This is a genomic window from Solirubrobacter deserti (genome assembly GCF_027587175.1).
Lineage (GTDB): Bacteria > Actinomycetota > Thermoleophilia > Solirubrobacterales > Solirubrobacteraceae > Solirubrobacter > Solirubrobacter deserti.
On sequence record NZ_JAPCID010000037.1, the window covers coordinates 39,220 to 55,525 of the forward strand.

The following is a 16,306-nucleotide window of genomic DNA, read 5'->3' on the forward strand; positions in this document are numbered from 1 at the left end:
GCCACCGGTGAAAGGGTGGCGCGCAATGAAGCGCTTTCTCGCCGCCGCCCTCCTGCCGGCCGTGTCCGCGCCCGCCGCGTACGCCGGCCCGGTCAACCTCGCGTCGCCCGGGCTGGTGCCCGTCACGGTGACCGATCCCGGCGCCACGATCGCCGGGGTCCCGCCCGAGCGGGCCGGGCTCGACGAGGGCGAGGTGATCGCCCACTACGACAAGCAGAAGCTGATGCGCGCGGGTGCGCTGCACGAGGACACGACGCGGCTCGTCGCCTCCGACGGGTCGGTCGAGCCGGTGGAGCCGAACGTCGTGCTCGAAGTCAAGCTCGCCGACCGCAGTCGCCTGCGCGGCGATCTCGACCCGCTCGTGGTCGGCGTCGACCTCGACGAGCTGGACGCGCGAGCACGCGCGCAGACCGGCAAGCCGATCCCCGACCTGGGTGCCTGGCACCAGCTCAGGCTGCCGGCCGGCACCGACCCCGACGCGACGATCACGGACCTGCTGGCCTCGGGCCAGGTCACGGAGGCCTACGTCGCGCCCGACGCGGCGCCGCCGCCGCAGCAGACGAACCCGACGCCCGACTTCACCGCGTTGCAGGGCTACAACCGGCCCGCGCCGGCCGGCGTCGACGCCGACTTCTCGCTGCAGGACCCGCGCACGCGCGGGGCGGGCGTGACGATCGCCGACCTCGAGTACTACTGGACGGCCGAGCACGAGGACCTGCAGCTGGACCCGATCGCGACCGACCTGGGCAAGACGACCTACGTCCAGTACCGCAACTTCGCCGACGAGCACGGCACGGCCGTGTTCGGGGAGATGGTGGCCAAGGACAACGGGTTCGGCGTCACCGGCGGCGTGCCGGACGCGACGATGCGCGGCATCTCGCCCCAGCGCAACAACAACGGGCGCCTGCAGTACAGCGTCTCCGGCGCGCTCACCTACGTCGCGCAGTTCCTGAAGGCGGGCGACGTGGTGCTGATCGAGCAGCAGACGGTCGGGCCCGCCGGCGGCACGGCGTACGTGCCGGTGGAGTGGAACCAGGCGAACTTCGACGCGATCAAGGCGCTGTCGAACCTCGGGATCGTCGTGATGGAGACCGGCGGCAACGGCGGCCAGGACCTCGACGGGGCGAACATGCTCGGCCGCTTCGACCGCAGCGTGCGGGACTCCGGCGCGATCATCGGCGGCGCCGGCAGCTCCACCACGCGCGCCGCGCTCAACTTCTCCTCGCACGGCACGCGGGTGGACCTGCAGGGCTGGGGCCAGAACATCACCACCACGGGCAGCGGCGGGAACCTGTTCGGCGGCACCGCGCCGGAGATGCTCACCCGCCGCTACACGCGGTCGTTCAGCGGCACGTCCGGCGCCGGCCCGATCGTCGTCAACGCGATCGTGGCCGTGCAGTCGTACCTGAAGGCCACAGCCCAGGCGCCCTACACGAGCGCCCAGCTGCGCGACCTGCTGCGCCGCACCGGCACGCCCCAGACCGGCACGCGCCTGGTCGGGCCGCTGCCGGACATCCGGGCGGCGCTGCGGGAGATCGAGGTCGACGCGCCGAACGTCACCGCCTCGTTCACTCCCGCCGCCGTCAACGGCTGGCACCACAACCCGACCGTCACGCTGACCGCGGACGACGGGTGGGGCGTGGGCGTCGAGGCGAACTCGATCGAGTACCGCCTGGACGGCGGCGCCTGGACGCCCTACACGGCTCCGTTCCAGGTGCTCGAGCCGAACGGCCACACGCTCGAGCTGCGCGCGACCGACCTCCGTGGCAACACGAAGGTCCACACGACGACGTTCAACGTCTACGACCTCGAGACGCCCGTCGACAGCACCGTCGGCGGCACCGTCGCGCCGACGCTCGCGCTCACGCTGGGCGATTCGGCCCGCTTCGAGCCGTTCGTGCCCGGCGTGCCGAACGTCTACACGGCGCAGACGACCGCGAACGTCATCAGCACGGCGGGGAGCGCCGAGCTGACGGTCTCGGACCCGGGCCATCTGGCCAACGGGCCCTTCCAGCTGCCGCAGCCGCTGCAGGTGGAGCTGACACCGGCCGCCTGGACCGGCCCGGTGTCCAACGCCGCTACGACGATCGCGTTCAAGCAGGCGATCGGCGCCGGCGACGCCCTGTGCACCGGCAGCTACAGCCGGACGCTGACATTCACGCTGTCGACATCGACGCCCTAGGCGTCACGAGACAGGACCAGCGACCCGCCGAGGAGGGCGGAGACGGCCAGCAAAAAGATCACACCGGTCATAGGTGCGCTCCTTTCAGTTGTGGGAGGAGCGCGCCCGCGGCTCTTGTTTCAGGGGAGCGAGCCGCGGGCGCTTCGGTTTGGGGAGGAGAGTCAACTTGGAGCCAACTTGCATCCAAGATGTCTCCTACCATAGCTGGTTCGGTTGCCGTGTCGATAGTCCCTTCGTCCACTGATGCTGTACCGGCCGTCCAAAGCGCGGCGCAGCGCGCCTACGCCCATGTGAAGGAACGGTTGCTCGACGGCCGCTTCCCCGGCGGGACGCTCCTGAGCGAGAACGCGCTCGCGCGCGAGCTCGGGATCAGCCGCACGCCGCTGCGGCAGGCGTTCGGGCAGCTGGAGGCCGAAGGGCTCGTCGAGCTCTATCCCCGGCGCGGCGCGCTGGTCGTGCCGATCTCCGCCTCCGAGGCGGACGACGTCCACGAGGCGCGCGAGCTGATCGAGTGCCACTGCGCCCGCCGCGCGGCGGAGACCGGCGGCGAGGAGCTGACCGCCCAGCTCGAGGAGGCGATCGCCGCGCAGGAGCGCGCGCTCAGCTCCGCCGGCGCCGGCTTCGCCCAGGCCGACCGGCGCTTCCACCGCGCGATCATCGCCGCCGCGGGGAACGTCCTGCTCGCCCGCTCCTACGACGCACTGGCCGACCGCCACCAGAGGATCGCCGCCACGACCGTCGCCCGCGACCCGTCCCGGATCGAGCGGTTCATCGTCGAGCACCGCGCGATCACCGAGGCGCTCGCGAACGGCGAGGGCGAGAAGGCCGCCGAGCTGCTGCGCACGCACCTGGGCGGCGCGCGCGCCCTCGCGCGCCGTCGCGCGTAGTTTCCACCCTCGTTTCAGCCCTGTTTTCGGGGTATAGTTGGCGGCGATGGCGCAGCTGCTCGATCCCGCGTTGATCGAACGCGAGGGCACCACCGCTCCGATCTCGGAGATCGCGCGCTTCCTCTCCGACCACCTGGGCGCGCAGGCCACGGCGTACGTGGCGGGCGTCAAGGGCGCGGCGCAGGTCGCCAAGTGGATCGAGGGTGGCACGCCGCCGAAGGGCCAGATGACGCGGCTCAGGCTGCGCGACGCCTACCGCGCCGCGCGGCTGCTGGTCACCGCCTACGACGAAGCGACCGCCGAGGCCTGGTTCTTCGGCTCCAACTCGCGCCTGGACGACGAGGCGCCGGCCTGGGTGCTGCGCCACGCGCGCTCGCTCGACGATCTGCGCATGGTCGTGCCCGCCGCCAAGGCCTTCGCGCGCGCTCGCGCGTGAAGAGCGAGCGCGTGTGGCGGGTCGGGCACGCCGACGCGCCGCTGGACTACACGCCCTACGAGTTCTGCTCCTGGCAGCACCGCTTCGACGACCCGATGCGCGAGTACCGGACCATCTACGGCTCCGAGCACAAGCTCACGGCGCTGCGCGAGGTGCTCGCCGATCTGCGCCCGAACGTCAAGGCGCGGGCCGACTTCGCGCAGTTCCAGCTCGCGCAGGGCGTCCCGGTGGAGGCGCTGCGGGTGCCGGGCCGCGCCGTGACGGCCGCGTGGCGGCGCTCGCACCAGCTCGCGCCCGCGCGCGTCGAGCACGAAGGCGAGCTCGTCGACATCGACGATCCCGCGCTGCGCGAGAAGCTCGCCACCCGCCACGCCCGGCTGCTCGCCGAGCACGGCATGACCCAGCTCAACATCTCGGAGATCCGCTCCAAGATCCGCGTCGTCTCGCAGACGATCGCGCGCGACCTCTACATGCGCGGGGCGGCCGGCATCTGGTTTCGCTCCAACCTGGACGACGGGCCGTGCATCGCGTTGATGGAGGGTCGGGCGCGGTTCGCCGCGGACGGCGAACCGCTCCCATTGACCGAGCCCCTGCCGGAGCTCGGCCGCGTGTGCGAGGAGTACAACCTCGCGCTGGACTCCTAGCCGGCGACCCCCGGGCCGCTGAAGGACACCCAGTTGACCGAGCCCCAGCCGATGTAGGGGACGATCGGCCCGCCGGGCAGCGCCTTGAACACGAAGTACAGGCGCTTGGAGCCCTCGTAGTCGAGCGGGGCGCTGAACGTCTGCCACGTGTTGAGGTCACCCGTGGACTTCAGGCGCACCTTGGTCAGCACCGGGCCGGTCGGGCTGCCGTCACGCACCTCGACGTCCGCGAGCTCCGTGCCGGTCGGGGTCACCGGGATGATCGGCGGGAACGAGCCCGGGCCGGCGAACCGGATGTTGACCTGCTTGTCCATGTGGCTGAGATTCACGGACCGGTTGAGCGCGAACCAGTCGCCGTCGTCCAGGCCGTTGCGCATCTGGCCGCCGCCGGGGTCGGACTCGGTCGACGCGCCGACCGACGTGCCCTCGTGCTCCTGCACGTACTCGACCTGCTGGCGGCGCACCTGGACCACGTTCTGGTCGGTGGCCGACAGTGCGGGCTGGCCGTTGGCACCCTGGTCGGCGTAGGTCGCGGAGATGCCGCCCGCGATGTAGCCGCCGTGCGAGGCGTCCTCGGCCAGCGTCTGCAGCGTGCCCGAGCAGCCGGTCTTGGCCTCCTCGGCGTGGCCGTGCGTGTCGTGCACGAGCACGAACGTCGTGACCACCTTCGAGCAGTCGATCGGCCCGTCCTCGGGGTCGGAGACCGTGACCGTGTACGGGATCCGGTCACCCCACTCGAAGAAGTCGCCCTCGAGCGGCGTCGTGATCTCGATGCTCGGCGCGGTGTTGCCCACGACGATCTGCAGCGTCTTGGTGTCCGTCTTCTCCGCCGAGTCGGTCACGGTCAGCTTGGCCGTGTAGACGCCGTTGGTGGTGTAGACGTGCGTCGGGTTCGGGTCGGTCGAGTCGACCGTGCCGTTGCCGTCGAAGTCCCAGGCGAACCGGATCGAGTCCCCCGGGTCCGGGTCCCGCGAGCCCTCGCTGGAGAACTGCACGCTGAGCGGCGTGACGCCGTTGCTCATGCTCGCGTTCATCGTGGCCTGCGGCGCGCGCTGGCCCTTGACGTACTCCCACCGGTACAGGCCGGCGTCCGGGTTGGCCTGGAAGAAGCCGTCGCCGTAGGTGAGCAGGTAGAAGGACCCGTCGGCGCCGAAGTGCATGTCCATCGGGTTGTCGCACTCGAACGGGAGCTTGGACGTGCTCGAGAGCGCGACGCCGCAGTCGAGCATGCGGTTGATCTTGAAGATCCGGTCCTTGGAATCGAGCCGGACCTCGCGCAGCGTGTCGACGTTGAACTCACCCAGGACGAACGCGCCGTCGTAGTAGGGCGGGAACTTCGTCGTATTCGGATTGGCGTCGTCGTAGCGGTACGGCGCCGCGCCGTGCGGGGCCACGCCTGTGGTGTAGAGCTCCGGGAACCGCTGCGGGCAGGTGCCGCCCGAGCCGTCGTAGGAGGCCAGGCACGGCGTGCCCAGCGCCGGGGTGGCGTTGTCGCGGAACGAGTACCAGATGTCGGGCTGCGTGATCGGCGGGACCTTCGGCGAGCCGGGCGCGGTGGCCGGGTCCAGGTTCGCGCCCGTGTTCCAGCGCGAGGTGTTGTCCGGGCCCTTGTCCGGGTTGCCGCACTCGTACTGGGTCGGCGTGGCGTCCAGCGGCTTGGACGTGTTGAAGTTCCAGCGGTAGTACGGGAGCTCGGGCGCGACGCACAGCGGCCAGCCGTAGTTGGCGGGCTCGCGCACGATCTCGACGCGGCCGGTGCCGGCCGGGCCGCGGAACGTCTCCGGCGTGGCGGCGTCCGGCGAGTAGTCGGTGACGTAGGCGACGTCGTTGTGGTCGACCTGGATCCGGAACGGGTTGCGGAAGCCCATCGCGTAGATCTCGGGACGGGTCTTGCCCGCGCTGTCCTGCGACTCCGGGAACAGGTTCCCTGAAGGGCTGGAGTAGCTGCCGTCGTCGGAGACCTTGATGCGCAGGACCTTGCCGCGCAGGTCGTTGGTGTTGCCGGAGGTGCGGCGGGCGTCGGCGTAGGGGGCCTGGAACCAGTCGCCCTCCTGCGTGGTGGTGACGGTGGCGCCGGTGGCCGTCAGCGGGGCGACGTTGGTCTCCGCGTACTGGCCGTCGAACTGGATCGAGGCGTTGGCCGCGGTGCCGGTGACGATCACGTCGCCCGCGTCGATCGTCGAGAGCGCCTCGAGCGCGGCCTTGATCGCGGCCGCGTTGGCGTTGGCGGCGATCTCCGCCGTCGTCTGGCCGTTGAAGGTCAGCCTGAACGGGGCGGTGGCGCGGACCGTCTGCGTCTCGTCGGTCTTCTGGTCGTTGTGCGGGGAGAAGCCGCCCGAGTTGCCCGCGCCCGACGGCGTGTCGTCGCCCGTGACCAGCCACAGGTTGCCCGCGGTGTCGAAGTCGATGTCGCCGCCGACGTGGCAGCACGCGCCGCGGTTGTTGTCGACGCGCATGATTCTCTGCTCGGAGCTCAGATCGAGCGTCGGGTTGGCGCCGTCGACGAACTTGAAGCGGCTGAGCTGGAAGTACCCGACGTACGGGTCCCACGCGCGCAGGTTCGGCGCGGTGGTGGGCGCCGAGTCGTTCGGCGGGGTCGTGATCGTCTTGGTGGTGCCGTTGGACTGCTTGACGTTCTCGACCGTCTTGGGCGAGTAGTAGAGGTAGACCCAGTGGTTGGCGGCGAAGTCGTTGTCGATCGCCGGGCCGTACAGGCCGTCCTCGCTGTTGGTGTAGACGTCCAGCGTGCCGATGACCTTGGACGTGCCGTCCTTCGGGTCGTGCAGGCGCAGCTGACCGCCGCGCGCGGTCTGCAGGACGCGGCCGTCGGGCAGCGTCTCCATGCCGATCGGCTCGTTGAGGTTCGGGTTGGCCGAGATCTTGGTCTGCTGGTAGTTCGCGAGCACGGTCGCGCCGCAGTCGCTGTAGACCGGGTCGGCCTCGCCGGCGGTCCACTGGATCGCGCCCGCGAGGTGCTTGCGCGCGCGGGCGTCGGTCAGGTCGCCGTCGGCGCCGATGTTCGTGTAGAAGGACCGGCCGCCCTCGTAGTCCTTGCACCACGCGACCGGGTGGTCGGCGAGCTCGGTCATCGTGCCGCCGCTGTAGGTGGTCTCGTCGACGGTGGCGAGCACGTGCGCGACGCCGCGGACGTTCTCGGTGAAGTTGTAGAAGCGATCGCTGCGGGTCCAGTACTCGGGCAGCGAGCGGCTCGCGAGGTGGACGCGGTCGGCGACCTTGACCGTCGCGCTGGCCGCGGCGACGGGCGCGCCGTCGGCGCGCGTGCCGAGCAGCTCGGTCAGGTAGTCCCACTCCGGTTCGGACTCGATCGCGGAGCCGACCGCGAAGAAGCCGCCGCCGGCCTTGTAGTAGGCGCCGAACGCAGCTTCCTGCGCGGCGTTGAGCGGCGCGCCGATGTCGCCGAGGAAGACGACGGCGCGGTACTGCTTGAGCTTGTCCTCGGTGAAGACGGTGGCGTCGGCGGTGTGGTGGACGCGGAAGCCGCCGTCACCCGCGACGGCGTTGAGGGCGTCGAGGCCGCTCTGGTAGGCGGCCGCGGCCGCGGTGCCGGTGAAGACGAGGACGTCGAAGACTGGGCCGTCGGAGGTGCCCGGCTGCGGGAGCGGGGTCGCCGTGGCCGTGGCCGTTGCGGTGGGGGTCGCCGTCGCCGTGGCGGTGGCGGTCGGGGTGGCGGTGACTTCCCCGGTCGCCGTCGCCGTCGCCGTGGCGGTCGCGACCGGCGTCGCGGTGGCGGCCGGCGTGCCCGGGGTCGCCGTCGGCGTCGGCGCGGGCACCGGGTTCGTCTGCGGCCCGCCCACCGCGAGCCTGAGCTTGCGGCTCGCGTAGCGGCAAGAATCAGCGCCGGTGCCGATCTTCGCGCACGTGCGCACGAGGTACGTGCCGTCCTTGAGCACCGCGGGCAGCGTGAGCTTGAGGCGATAGCCGGCGGTCCGACCCGCCTTGATGGTGCCCGTCGACTTCGACGAGAGCCTGATCGCCGTGGCCGACTTGGCCGTCTGCAGCGTCACGGTGACGCGCGCCTTCGCGCTCTTGCGCGTGCGGTTGGTGATCTGGCCGCTCAGCGTGAGCTCCTCGCCCGGCGCGAGCGCGGTCGGCGGCGGCGAGCTGACCGAGCGCAGCTTCGCGGTGGTCGCGGCCGCCTGTGCGCCCTGCGCGCTGACCCCGGCCGCGGCGGCGCATGCCAACAGGCACGCGAATGACTTCGTGAGTCGCACGACCCACATCTCCTCTCCCAGTGGACATCCACGGGCCGGTGGCGACCGATCCGCGTCGAGGCGGCGCAGCCTACTTACCTGTAGGTCGTTCCGTCAACTGACGCACGCAGGTTCTTACAGTCCCCGCCCGAAGCGGTTCTATGGCTACGGTGAAGGGCCGCCATGGCCCGCACGCCGAGCTACACCACCCCCGAAGGCCGCGCCACCCGCGACCGCATCATCGAGGCCGCGATGCACGCGTTCGCGGCGCGCGGCTTCCGCGGCACCGCGATCGACGCCGTGGCCGCGGAGGCCGGCGTGACCCGTCAGGGCCTGCTGCACCACTTCCCCTCCAAGGTCCAGCTGCTCGTCGCCGTCCTCGAGCAGCGCGACGAGGAGGACAAGGCGCTCGCGGAGACCGTCGCTGAGACCGACGCGGGCTTCGCCGCCGTCCTCGACGCGGTCATGCGCCACACGGCCAAGCCCGAGCGCGAGCACCTCGGCCGGCTCTTCACGATCCTCTCGGCGGAGAGCATCGACGCTGACCACCCGGCGCACGAGCACTTCCGCAGGCGCTACCGCGCTGCCCGCGAGGGCTTCGCGGAGTGGATCGCTCAAGCCCAGGCCGAGGGCGCAATGGTCGACACGATCGCGCCCGAGCAACTCGCCGCGGTGCTCGTCGCCGTCATGGACGGCCTGCAGATGCAGCAGCACCTCGACGAGCAGCCGCTGCACATCGAGGACACGTTCGCCGCGTTCCTCCGCGGGCTCAGGCCCTAGAGCGCGGCGGAACGGTCACCGCGTCATCGTCCTGCACGGCTCGGACTGCTCGGCCTCACCCGGGTTCGCGGGCCGGCCGGCGAAGAAGACGAAGCGACCCGTATGCGGCTCGTCGGCGAAGTCCGACGCGACGCGGATGGTCGTGGCCGTGTACTCGACCTCGTCGAGCCGCACCGTGTCGCGCGGCTCCGGCAGCGTGACCGGGAGCTCGGCGACGCAGACCCAGGTGCCGGCGATCTCGGCCGGCACCGGCACCACCCGGACCTCGGCGGCGATTCCGGCCGCTTGCAGCTCGCGGGTCATCTTGTCCGAGCCGGCGGCGGCGTCCACGATCCGGAGCTCGACCCATGCCCCGGCGCGCTCGATCGCGAGTGCGGACGCGGTCGGCTGGCGCGCGCCCGGGGCCAGCACGAGCGCCGCCGCGAGGGTCAGAGCGACGCCGCCCGAGGCCGCGACGCGGCGGCGGCGCCGGCGGCGGCGGCGGTGGGCGATTCCCGCCACCAGCTCGTGGCGCATGACGTCGATGAGCGGACGCTCGATCATTGCTCCTCCAGGCTCCTGGCCAGTCGTCTCAAGCCACGCGTGACGCGGACGCGCGCCGCTCCCGTGCTGCACCCGAGCTGCTCGGCGACCTCGTCGTAGGACAACTCCTCGACGATGCGCAACGTCAGCGCCTGCGCCGTCTCGGGCGGCAGGGCGGCCATGGCGGCGCTGATCGCGGCCCGTGCGACGTCGAGATCGGCGAGCTCTTCGATCCGCTCCAGCGACGCGTCGTCGTACTCGCTCTTGGCGATCCCGAGGCGACGGCGCGCCCGGTCGTCGACGCGTCGCCGGCGCGCGAACCGCCCCAGCTCGTGGCGGGCGATGCCGAACAGCCACGCGACGGCGGGTGCGCCGGTATCGCGGTAGCTGCGCCGGGAGGCGAAGGCCTTCGCGAAGGTCTCGGACGTCAGGTCCGCCGCCAGCACCGGGTCTCCGGTCCGGCGCATGAACCACGCCAGCAGCGCTGCGGCGTAGCGGTCGTAGAACACGCCGAACGCCTCTGGATCCCGCGCGGCGGCCCGCAACAGCTGTGCATCGCTGGCGTCCATGGCTACTCATGCCTCAGGCCGCCACGACCGTTACACCGGCGCTAGTCCTCCTGCAGCAGGACCAGCCCCGTGGTGTCCTTCTCGTAGGCGAGCTTGCCGCGACCGCGCCCTTCGACCGGGCTGCCCTCCCGCACCCAGTACTCGAAGCCACCGATCATCTCCTTGACCTCGCGCCCGGCGGCGAGCAGCTTCTGAGCGCCCTTGGTGGCGGCGTTGCATGCCGGACCCCAGCAGTAGGTGACCAGCAGCCCGTCGGGCAGCTCGGCGATCGTGGCGTCGGTCATCTCGGCGTGCGGCAGGTTGATCGCCCCGGGCAGGTGCGCCTTGGCGTACGCGTTGCGGGCGCGGCAGTCGATCAGCGTGTAGTCCACCCGCCCCTCCGCCAGGTCGGCCGCGATGTCCGCCGGGTCGGTCTCGTAGGCGAGGCGCTGGTCGAAGAACGCCCTGGCGGCGTCGAGGTCGCCGACGGGCACGGCGCTGACGCGGGACGGTGGCGTGGCGGTGGTCATGCGTGATCCTTGCTGTCGAAGGTCTTGCGGAAGGCGTCCTTGACGGCCACACGGCCGTCGCGGAACACGAAGCGGTCGCAACCGCGGACGGTCTGCGTCGCCCCGGTCGCGTCGGTGTACACGTACTCCCAGGCGGCGAAGCCGCGGTCGCCGACGACGAAGCTCTCGCCGGCGCGGTTCTCGGCCTCGGCGTCGTAGGCCAGCAGCTGCTCGAAGCCCGCGCGGACCGCCGCGCGCCCGCGGAACGTCGTGCCCGGTTCGGGACCGACGGACGCGGCGTACACGCAATCGTCGGTGACGAGCGCCATCAGCGCGTCGACGTCCTTGGCCAGCCACGCCGCCGAGAACCGCGCGAGCAGTTCGGCGTTGCTCACGCCGCCCGCCGTTCGAGCTCGAGCAGGCGGCGTTTGCGCTCCATGCCGCCGCCGAAGCCGGTGAGGCCGCCGTCGGCCGCGACCACCCGGTGGCACGGGACGATGATCGAGATCGGATTGCGGGCGTTGGCGCTGCCGACCGCGCGGGCACCGTACGGCCGGCCCAACCGCTCGGCCAGCTCGCCGTAGGTGCGCGTGTGACCGTACGGAATGGCGCGCAACTCGTCCCACACCGTGCGCTGGAACGGTGTGCCGACCGCCGCGAGCGGCACGTCGAACGTGGTCCGCTCGCCGGCGAAGTACTCGGCCAGCTGCGCGCGCACCGTCTGGAACGGCGCGCCGGCACGGGTCCAGAAGCCGTCAGGCCGAGGCCCGCCGCGATGCTCGTGGAAGTACAGCCCGGTCAAGCGCCAGCTGCGGTCCGTCGTCAGCAGCAACGGACCGACCGGGCTCGGGGCGTAGTCGAACCACACGCGCGGCACGGCCGCTCACCCGACGAGCGCATGGTCCGCCCGGTCGATCAGCGCCTCGGCCTGCGTCCCCGCGATGGGCTGACCCTCGCGGATCCAGTACTCCATCCCGCCGATCATCTCCTTGACCTGCCGCCCCTCAGCCGTCAGAGCGCGCGCAGCCTTGTGCGCGCCGTTGCAGCCCGGCCCCCAGCAGTAGACGACGAGCAGGCCTTCCGGCAACGCGGCGGCGACCGTCGCGTCGATCTCGCCCGAGGGAGCGTTGAGGGCGCCCGGGACGTGCGCGCGCTCGTAGCTGGCGCGCCCGCGCACGTCGACGACCGTGTAGTCGGCGATCTCTTCGGCGAGGTCGGCGGCGACGTCCGCGCAGTCCGTCTCCACGCTCAGGCGGTCGACGAAGTGGCGGTGGGCGATCTCGGGCGGCGCGGGAGCGATCTGGGAGACGCGCGAGGCGCGCTGGGCGATGGTCGACATACGTGGATTCTCTGGCGGCGGGGGGTCCTGCGCCAGAGCGAAACCGGCCGGATCCCGCGTGGTTCGCGCCTACGCGGAACGCCGGCGCTCGCGGAACGCCCGCCGGTACGCCGACGGCGAGGTCCGCATGATCCGCGCGAAGTGGTGGCGGTACGTGGCCGTGTGCGTGAAGCCGACCAACGTGCCGACGTGATCCACGGGGTGCGTCGTGGACTCCAGTAGCGCCAGGCTGGCCGCCACCCGCTGCTCGATCAGCCATCGCAGCGGGCTCGTGCCGGTCGCCTGGGCGAAGCGACGCGTGAAGGTCCTCGGCGACATGAACGCGCGCCGGGCGAGGTCCTCGACGCGGATCGGCTCGCCGAGATGGGCGAGCGCCCACTCCATCGCCTCGCGCAGCAGGTCGTCGGCGTCCGCCGCACCCACCGGCCGTTCGATGAACTGCGCCTGTCCGCCGTCGCGGTGCGGCGCGATCACGAGCCGGCGGGCGACGACGTTGGCCACCGCGCTGCCGTGGTCGTTGCGCACCACGTGCAGGCAGGCGTCGATCCCCGCCGCGCTGCCGGCCGAGGTGACGACGTCCCCGCAGTCCACGTACAGGACGTCGGAGTTCACGCGCAGGCGCCGGAACCGCTGCGCCAGCGCGTCGGCGTACCGCCAGTGCGTCGCGACCGTGCGGCCGTCCAACACACCGGCCTGAGCGAGCAGGAACGCGCCCGAGCAGATCGAGACCAGCCGTGCGCCGCCCGCGTGCGCCGCCCGCACCGCCGCCAGCACGGCCGGCGACGCCTCGCGATCGGGCGGCCAGGCCGGCACGATCACGGTGTCGCTGCTCGCGAGACGTTCAAGGCCGTGCTCGGCGGACAGGCGCAGACCGCCGATGCTGCCGAGCGGCGTGCCGGCGCGCTCGGCCACGACCGACAGCTCGTACCACCACGCGACGTCCAGCTCGGGCCGCGCGAGGCCGAAGACCTCGGTCACGATCCCGAGCTCGAACGGCGCCATGCCGTCGTGCACGAGCACGCTCACGCGATGCGCGGCCGGTGGGTCGGACACAGGGTGCAGCGCCTGTCGTCGAAAGCTCACGCCGGCAGTATCGACCCGCGGCAGGGTGGCATTCGAGACACGGTGCGTCGATTTTCGGCCAACTCATCGATCGCTCGACTTCGAGCGCCGCGCCTGGCTCACCCACGTGGCTCGACGGCCGCGCTCCGGACCCCGCGTGGGGGTTTCGCCCCTCAGCCGGTCAGCTCAGCGCGCGATCGGCGGGCGGGCCCGGTCCAGCGCCGGTAGGCGACATCCGCCTCGTGGATGCCCGGGACCAAGAACTCCGGCGCGGCGCGCGATCGCGTCCAGCGCGAGCCGATGAACACCGAGTCGCGGTGCTCCCACCCGGAGGCCGCGAGCCCGACGATGCGCCCGAACAGCTCGAGCGCGTCGCCGGTGCTCCACACCCACACGGTGAGGGCGTCGGGCGGGTCGATGCGGTACGCGACGTCGTCGACCTCGGGCAGCGCCGACAAGCGCTGCGTCACCGAGCCGGCGAGCGCGGCGAGCGCCTCCGGCTCCGAGGCGTCGGTGACGAGCCACAGCAGCACGTCGTCGCGCCACTCGCCGCCGGGCCGCGGGTCGACGCTCTCGAGCGTCGCCCGTCACGCGCACCAGCCGCACGCGCTCCTCGTAGTCGAACCGTGGCGGACGCTCGCCGGACACGACGCCTGAGCGTAGGCGGCCTCCGACGGCGAGCGACTATCCGTCGACGCCCAGGATCCACGTCACGCCGAAGCGATCGGTGAGCATCCCGAAGCCGGCGCTCCAGGCCGAGGCCGCGAGCGGCTCGACGATCGTCGCCCCGGCGGAGAGCGCGTCCCAGTGGCCCTGCACCTCGTCGAGGGTCTCGCCGCTGACGGAGACGAAGAACGGCTGGTCGGTGAGCGTGACGCCGTTCTCACGCCGGGTCGCGTTGTCCCGCGCGCCGCCGCCGCGGCCCGGGATGTCGTAGGCCATCACCCGGAACCCGCTGTCGCTCGCGACCTCGCCGAACACGACGTTGCCGGCGCCGGGCGCGTCCTCGGGCATGCCGAAGTCGCCGTAGGTCCGGATGACGGGCTGACCGCCGAACACGGACGCGTAGAACTCCAGCGCCGCGCGGGCGTCGCCGGTGAAGTTGAGGTGCGTCGTCGTCTTGATGCTCATGGTTCGACTCTCGCACCCGTATAGGACCGTTCCGGTCCTATACGTGGAATAGTTTCGTGGCGGTGTCGACGACCACCTCACGTCTCCTCACGTTGCTGTCCCTGCTGCAGACCGGGCGCGAGTGGCCGGGCGCCGTGCTCGCCGAGCGGCTGGAGATCACCCACCGCACCGTCCGTCGCGACATCGACCGGTTGCGCGCGATGGGCTACAGCATCGGCGCCACGTTGGGGCCGGACGGCGGCTACCGGCTGCAGGCGGGCAGCGAGCTCCCGCCGCTGCTGTTCGACGACGAGCAGGTCGTCGCACTGGCGGTCGCACTCCAGGCCGCCACCGCCACGGGGGCGGGCATCGCGGAAGCGGCCCTCCGGGCGCTCACCACCGTCCGGCAGATCATGCCGTCGCGCCTGCGGCACCGGCTCGACGCGTTGTCGTTCACCACCCTTGCCAACCCGGCGGCGGTGGCGCCCGACGTGCTGATCGCGGTGTCGGCCGCGACCCGCGCCCGCGAGGTGCTGCGCTTCGACTACGCGAGCCACTCCGGCGAGGACACGGCGCTGCGCACGGTGCAGCCGCACCACCTCGTCACCGCCCAGGGCCGCTGGTACCTGGTCGCGTGGGACCTCGACCGCGACGACTGGCGGATCTTCCGCGCCGACCGCATGACCCCGCGGGCCCACACCGGCCCGCGCTTCGCGGCGCGCGAGCTCCCCGCCGGCGACGTCGCCGAGTTCGTGGCCGCGCGGTTCAAGGGCGCCGATCAGGCCGACCGCTGGCCCTGCACCGGCAGGGCCATCCTCCACCGCCCGGCCACCGAGGTGCGGCCGTTCGCCGCCGACGGCACGGTCGAGCCGCTCGGCCCCGACCGCTGCGTCCTGGAAGCCGGCTCGTGGTCCTGGATCGGGCTGGCTGCCTCGCTCAACCGCTTCGACACCGACATCGAGGTCATCGGCCCGTCCGAGCTCACGCACGCCTTCGCTCAGCTGGCGGCCCGCAACGCCGCGACGGCAGCGCGCCCCAAGACGACGAAAGCCCCGGCGACCGGGGCTTTCGAGAGGAGCCGTCACCCGGACTCGAACCGGGGACCCCTTCATTACGAGTGAAGTGCTCTACCAGCTGAGCTATGACGGCACGCGGGAACGCAGGGTAGCGAAGGCGCAACTACATTTGGGCCCGTGTTGAAGTTCGTCGCGCTTGCGGTGGCTGTGACGGTCGCCGGGCCGGGCTACAGCGAGACCATCGAGGAGCGGGAGATCGCGGGGAACCGGCTCGCGACGCTGATCGAGCGCCACTGGGTCGAGGGCGAGGCCCGCGAGCGTGGGATCGTCGAGACCGAGACCGACCCCGATCTGCGGCACGAGCTGCTGCAGGCCGCGATCAACGCGCAGATCGCCGAGCCGGCCGCGAAGTCCGTCACGCCCGAGCAGGTGAAGGCGTACGTGGACGCGAACCCCCAGTCCAGCCCCGAGCGGCGCACGGTGCGGTACCTCGCGACGAACAACCGCCGCGCGGCGCGAGCGGCGCTGACCAAGCTCCGGCGCGGTGCGAGCTTCTCCTCGCTCGGCGGGGAGGTCCGCGAGTTCGACCGCACCGACACGCACGCCGTGGGCCGGGCGATCTTCCGCGCGCGCCCCAACCGGCTCACGCGCTACGGGCGGGCCGTGTTCAAGGTCATCCGGCACGCGCCGGCCCGGCCGCTGCCGCGCGCGCAGCAGGAGGCGACCGCCTGGGAGCGGCTGGCGACCGAGGCGCAGGAGCGTGCGCTGGCGGACTTCCGCGTCCAATTTACCGCAAAGTGGCGCGAAAGGACGACGTGCGCGCCCGGCTACGTCTCCGTTGAGCATTGCGGCACACCGCCGAGTGGCCAGGGAGCGCCCTGAACCCAAGTACAGGGCGGCAAACTCATACATACGCCGAACTTCCCCGGTGCCCGTTGCTGAACAATTCGGCGCGGCCTAAGGTCGGTCACGACAACCGTTTTGTCGGGCGATCGGATGCGCCCGCAGTCGATGGATCGAAGGAGCAACTTGACGTATGCGGTGGCCACGGATGGTCCTC

General features: G+C 71.9%; 17 protein-coding genes and 1 tRNA gene. 7 read left to right on the forward strand and 11 right to left on the reverse strand.

Features of this window, described 5'->3' with window-relative positions; translation table 11 throughout:
- The first annotated feature begins 25 nt into the window (after nt 1-25).
- The 4 genes from OJ962_RS22580 (at nt 26) to OJ962_RS22595 (ending at nt 4,149) form a co-directional block, all read left to right on the forward strand.
- On the forward strand, nt 26-2,182 hold the full coding sequence (locus tag OJ962_RS22580; RefSeq protein WP_202955097.1) for an OmpL47-type beta-barrel domain-containing protein: 2,157 nt from the start codon (nt 26-28) through the stop codon (nt 2,180-2,182).
- 188 nt (nt 2,183-2,370) lie between these two features.
- Nucleotides 2,371-3,069 (forward strand): GntR family transcriptional regulator, encoded by a 699-nt coding sequence (locus OJ962_RS22585; RefSeq protein ID WP_238931603.1) that lies wholly within the window; start codon nt 2,371-2,373, stop codon nt 3,067-3,069.
- 46 nt (nt 3,070-3,115) lie between these two features.
- Entirely contained in the window at nt 3,116-3,505 is a 390-nt protein-coding gene (locus OJ962_RS22590) for a hypothetical protein (protein ID WP_202955095.1), read from the forward strand.
- A gap of 11 nt (nt 3,506-3,516) precedes the next feature.
- The gene (locus OJ962_RS22595) at nt 3,517-4,149 is read left to right on the forward strand and encodes an RES family NAD+ phosphorylase (RefSeq protein WP_270006615.1); all 633 of its coding nucleotides are present in this window, start codon (nt 3,517-3,519) and stop codon (nt 4,147-4,149) included.
- Here the strand turns inward: OJ962_RS22595 and OJ962_RS22600 are convergent.
- On the reverse strand, nt 4,146-8,381 hold the full coding sequence (locus OJ962_RS22600) for a ThuA domain-containing protein (RefSeq protein ID WP_202955093.1): 4,236 nt from the start codon (nt 8,379-8,381) through the stop codon (nt 4,146-4,148). The genes OJ962_RS22595 and OJ962_RS22600 overlap by 4 nt on opposite strands.
- A gap of 162 nt (nt 8,382-8,543) precedes the next feature.
- On the opposite strand from OJ962_RS22600, the gene OJ962_RS22605 reads away from it, so the two are divergent.
- On the forward strand, nt 8,544-9,140 hold the full coding sequence (locus OJ962_RS22605) for a TetR/AcrR family transcriptional regulator (RefSeq protein WP_202955092.1): 597 nt from the start codon (nt 8,544-8,546) through the stop codon (nt 9,138-9,140).
- A gap of 15 nt (nt 9,141-9,155) precedes the next feature.
- Here the strand turns inward: OJ962_RS22605 and OJ962_RS22610 are convergent, their stop codons facing one another.
- From OJ962_RS22610 to OJ962_RS22650, 9 genes are all read right to left on the reverse strand, one after another.
- On the reverse strand, nt 9,156-9,683 hold the full coding sequence (locus tag OJ962_RS22610; RefSeq protein WP_202955091.1) for a hypothetical protein: 528 nt from the start codon (nt 9,681-9,683) through the stop codon (nt 9,156-9,158).
- Nucleotides 9,680-10,231: an RNA polymerase sigma factor gene (locus OJ962_RS22615; RefSeq protein WP_202955090.1), complete on the reverse strand. Its 552-nt coding sequence runs from the start codon at nt 10,229-10,231 to the stop codon at nt 9,680-9,682. Before OJ962_RS22615 ends, OJ962_RS22610 begins: the two co-directional genes overlap by 4 nt.
- 41 nt (nt 10,232-10,272) lie before the next feature.
- The gene (locus OJ962_RS22620; RefSeq protein ID WP_202955089.1) at nt 10,273-10,740 is read right to left on the reverse strand and encodes a rhodanese-like domain-containing protein; all 468 of its coding nucleotides are present in this window, start codon (nt 10,738-10,740) and stop codon (nt 10,273-10,275) included.
- A complete protein-coding gene (locus OJ962_RS22625) occupies nt 10,737-11,114 on the reverse strand; it encodes a nuclear transport factor 2 family protein (protein ID WP_202955088.1) in 378 nt (125 codons plus the stop codon). Before OJ962_RS22625 ends, OJ962_RS22620 begins: the two co-directional genes overlap by 4 nt.
- A complete protein-coding gene (locus tag OJ962_RS22630) occupies nt 11,111-11,596 on the reverse strand; it encodes a methylated-DNA--[protein]-cysteine S-methyltransferase (RefSeq protein WP_270006616.1) in 486 nt (161 codons plus the stop codon). The genes OJ962_RS22625 and OJ962_RS22630 overlap by 4 nt, the downstream gene beginning before the upstream one ends.
- Before the next feature lie 6 nt (nt 11,597-11,602).
- Nucleotides 11,603-12,058, reverse strand: a complete 456-nt coding sequence (locus tag OJ962_RS22635; RefSeq protein WP_202955087.1) for a rhodanese-like domain-containing protein — start codon at nt 12,056-12,058, stop codon at nt 11,603-11,605.
- 69 nt (nt 12,059-12,127) lie between these two features.
- Nucleotides 12,128-13,141, reverse strand: a complete 1,014-nt coding sequence (locus OJ962_RS22640; protein WP_202955086.1) for a helix-turn-helix domain-containing protein — start codon at nt 13,139-13,141, stop codon at nt 12,128-12,130.
- A gap of 152 nt (nt 13,142-13,293) precedes the next feature.
- Nucleotides 13,294-13,653 (reverse strand): hypothetical protein, encoded by a 360-nt coding sequence (locus OJ962_RS22645; RefSeq protein WP_202955085.1) that lies wholly within the window; start codon nt 13,651-13,653, stop codon nt 13,294-13,296.
- Nucleotides 13,654-13,804: 151 nt separating this feature from the next.
- Complete coding sequence (locus OJ962_RS22650; RefSeq protein ID WP_202955083.1) at nt 13,805-14,251, reverse strand: VOC family protein; 447 nt, start codon at nt 14,249-14,251, stop codon at nt 13,805-13,807.
- Between the two features lie 62 nt (nt 14,252-14,313).
- On the opposite strand from OJ962_RS22650, the gene OJ962_RS34510 reads away from it, so the two are divergent.
- Nucleotides 14,314-15,351, forward strand: a complete 1,038-nt coding sequence (locus tag OJ962_RS34510) for a helix-turn-helix transcriptional regulator (RefSeq protein WP_407697535.1) — start codon at nt 14,314-14,316, stop codon at nt 15,349-15,351.
- Here the strand turns inward: OJ962_RS34510 and OJ962_RS22660 are convergent.
- Nucleotides 15,307-15,379 (reverse strand) — tRNA-Thr (locus OJ962_RS22660). The two genes, OJ962_RS34510 and OJ962_RS22660, sit on opposite strands and share 45 nt — an antisense overlap.
- A 44-nt stretch (nt 15,380-15,423) precedes the next feature.
- Here OJ962_RS22660 and OJ962_RS22665 point away from each other — a divergent pair.
- Nucleotides 15,424-16,128 (forward strand): peptidylprolyl isomerase, encoded by a 705-nt coding sequence (locus OJ962_RS22665; RefSeq protein ID WP_202955081.1) that lies wholly within the window; start codon nt 15,424-15,426, stop codon nt 16,126-16,128.
- The last annotated feature ends 178 nt before the right edge of the window (nt 16,129-16,306 follow it).

Excerpts from the sequence above, each read along its gene's own strand:
- OJ962_RS22580 (WP_202955097.1), top strand. The coding sequence starts at position 26 with ATGAAGCGCTTTCTCGCCGCCGCCCTCCTGCCGGCCGTGTCCGCGCCC.
- OJ962_RS22585 (WP_238931603.1), top strand. The coding sequence starts at position 2,371 with ATGTCTCCTACCATAGCTGGTTCGGTTGCCGTGTCGATAGTCCCTTCG.
- OJ962_RS22590 (WP_202955095.1), top strand. The coding sequence starts at position 3,116 with ATGGCGCAGCTGCTCGATCCCGCGTTGATCGAACGCGAGGGCACCACC.
- OJ962_RS22605 (WP_202955092.1), top strand. The coding sequence starts at position 8,544 with ATGGCCCGCACGCCGAGCTACACCACCCCCGAAGGCCGCGCCACCCGC.
- OJ962_RS22610 (WP_202955091.1), bottom strand. The coding sequence starts at position 9,683 with ATGATCGAGCGTCCGCTCATCGACGTCATGCGCCACGAGCTGGTGGCG.
- OJ962_RS22615 (WP_202955090.1), bottom strand. The coding sequence starts at position 10,231 with ATGGACGCCAGCGATGCACAGCTGTTGCGGGCCGCCGCGCGGGATCCA.
- OJ962_RS22620 (WP_202955089.1), bottom strand. The coding sequence starts at position 10,740 with ATGACCACCGCCACGCCACCGTCCCGCGTCAGCGCCGTGCCCGTCGGC.
- OJ962_RS22635 (WP_202955087.1), bottom strand. The coding sequence starts at position 12,058 with ATGTCGACCATCGCCCAGCGCGCCTCGCGCGTCTCCCAGATCGCTCCC.
- OJ962_RS22650 (WP_202955083.1), bottom strand. The coding sequence starts at position 14,251 with ATGAGCATCAAGACGACGACGCACCTCAACTTCACCGGCGACGCCCGC.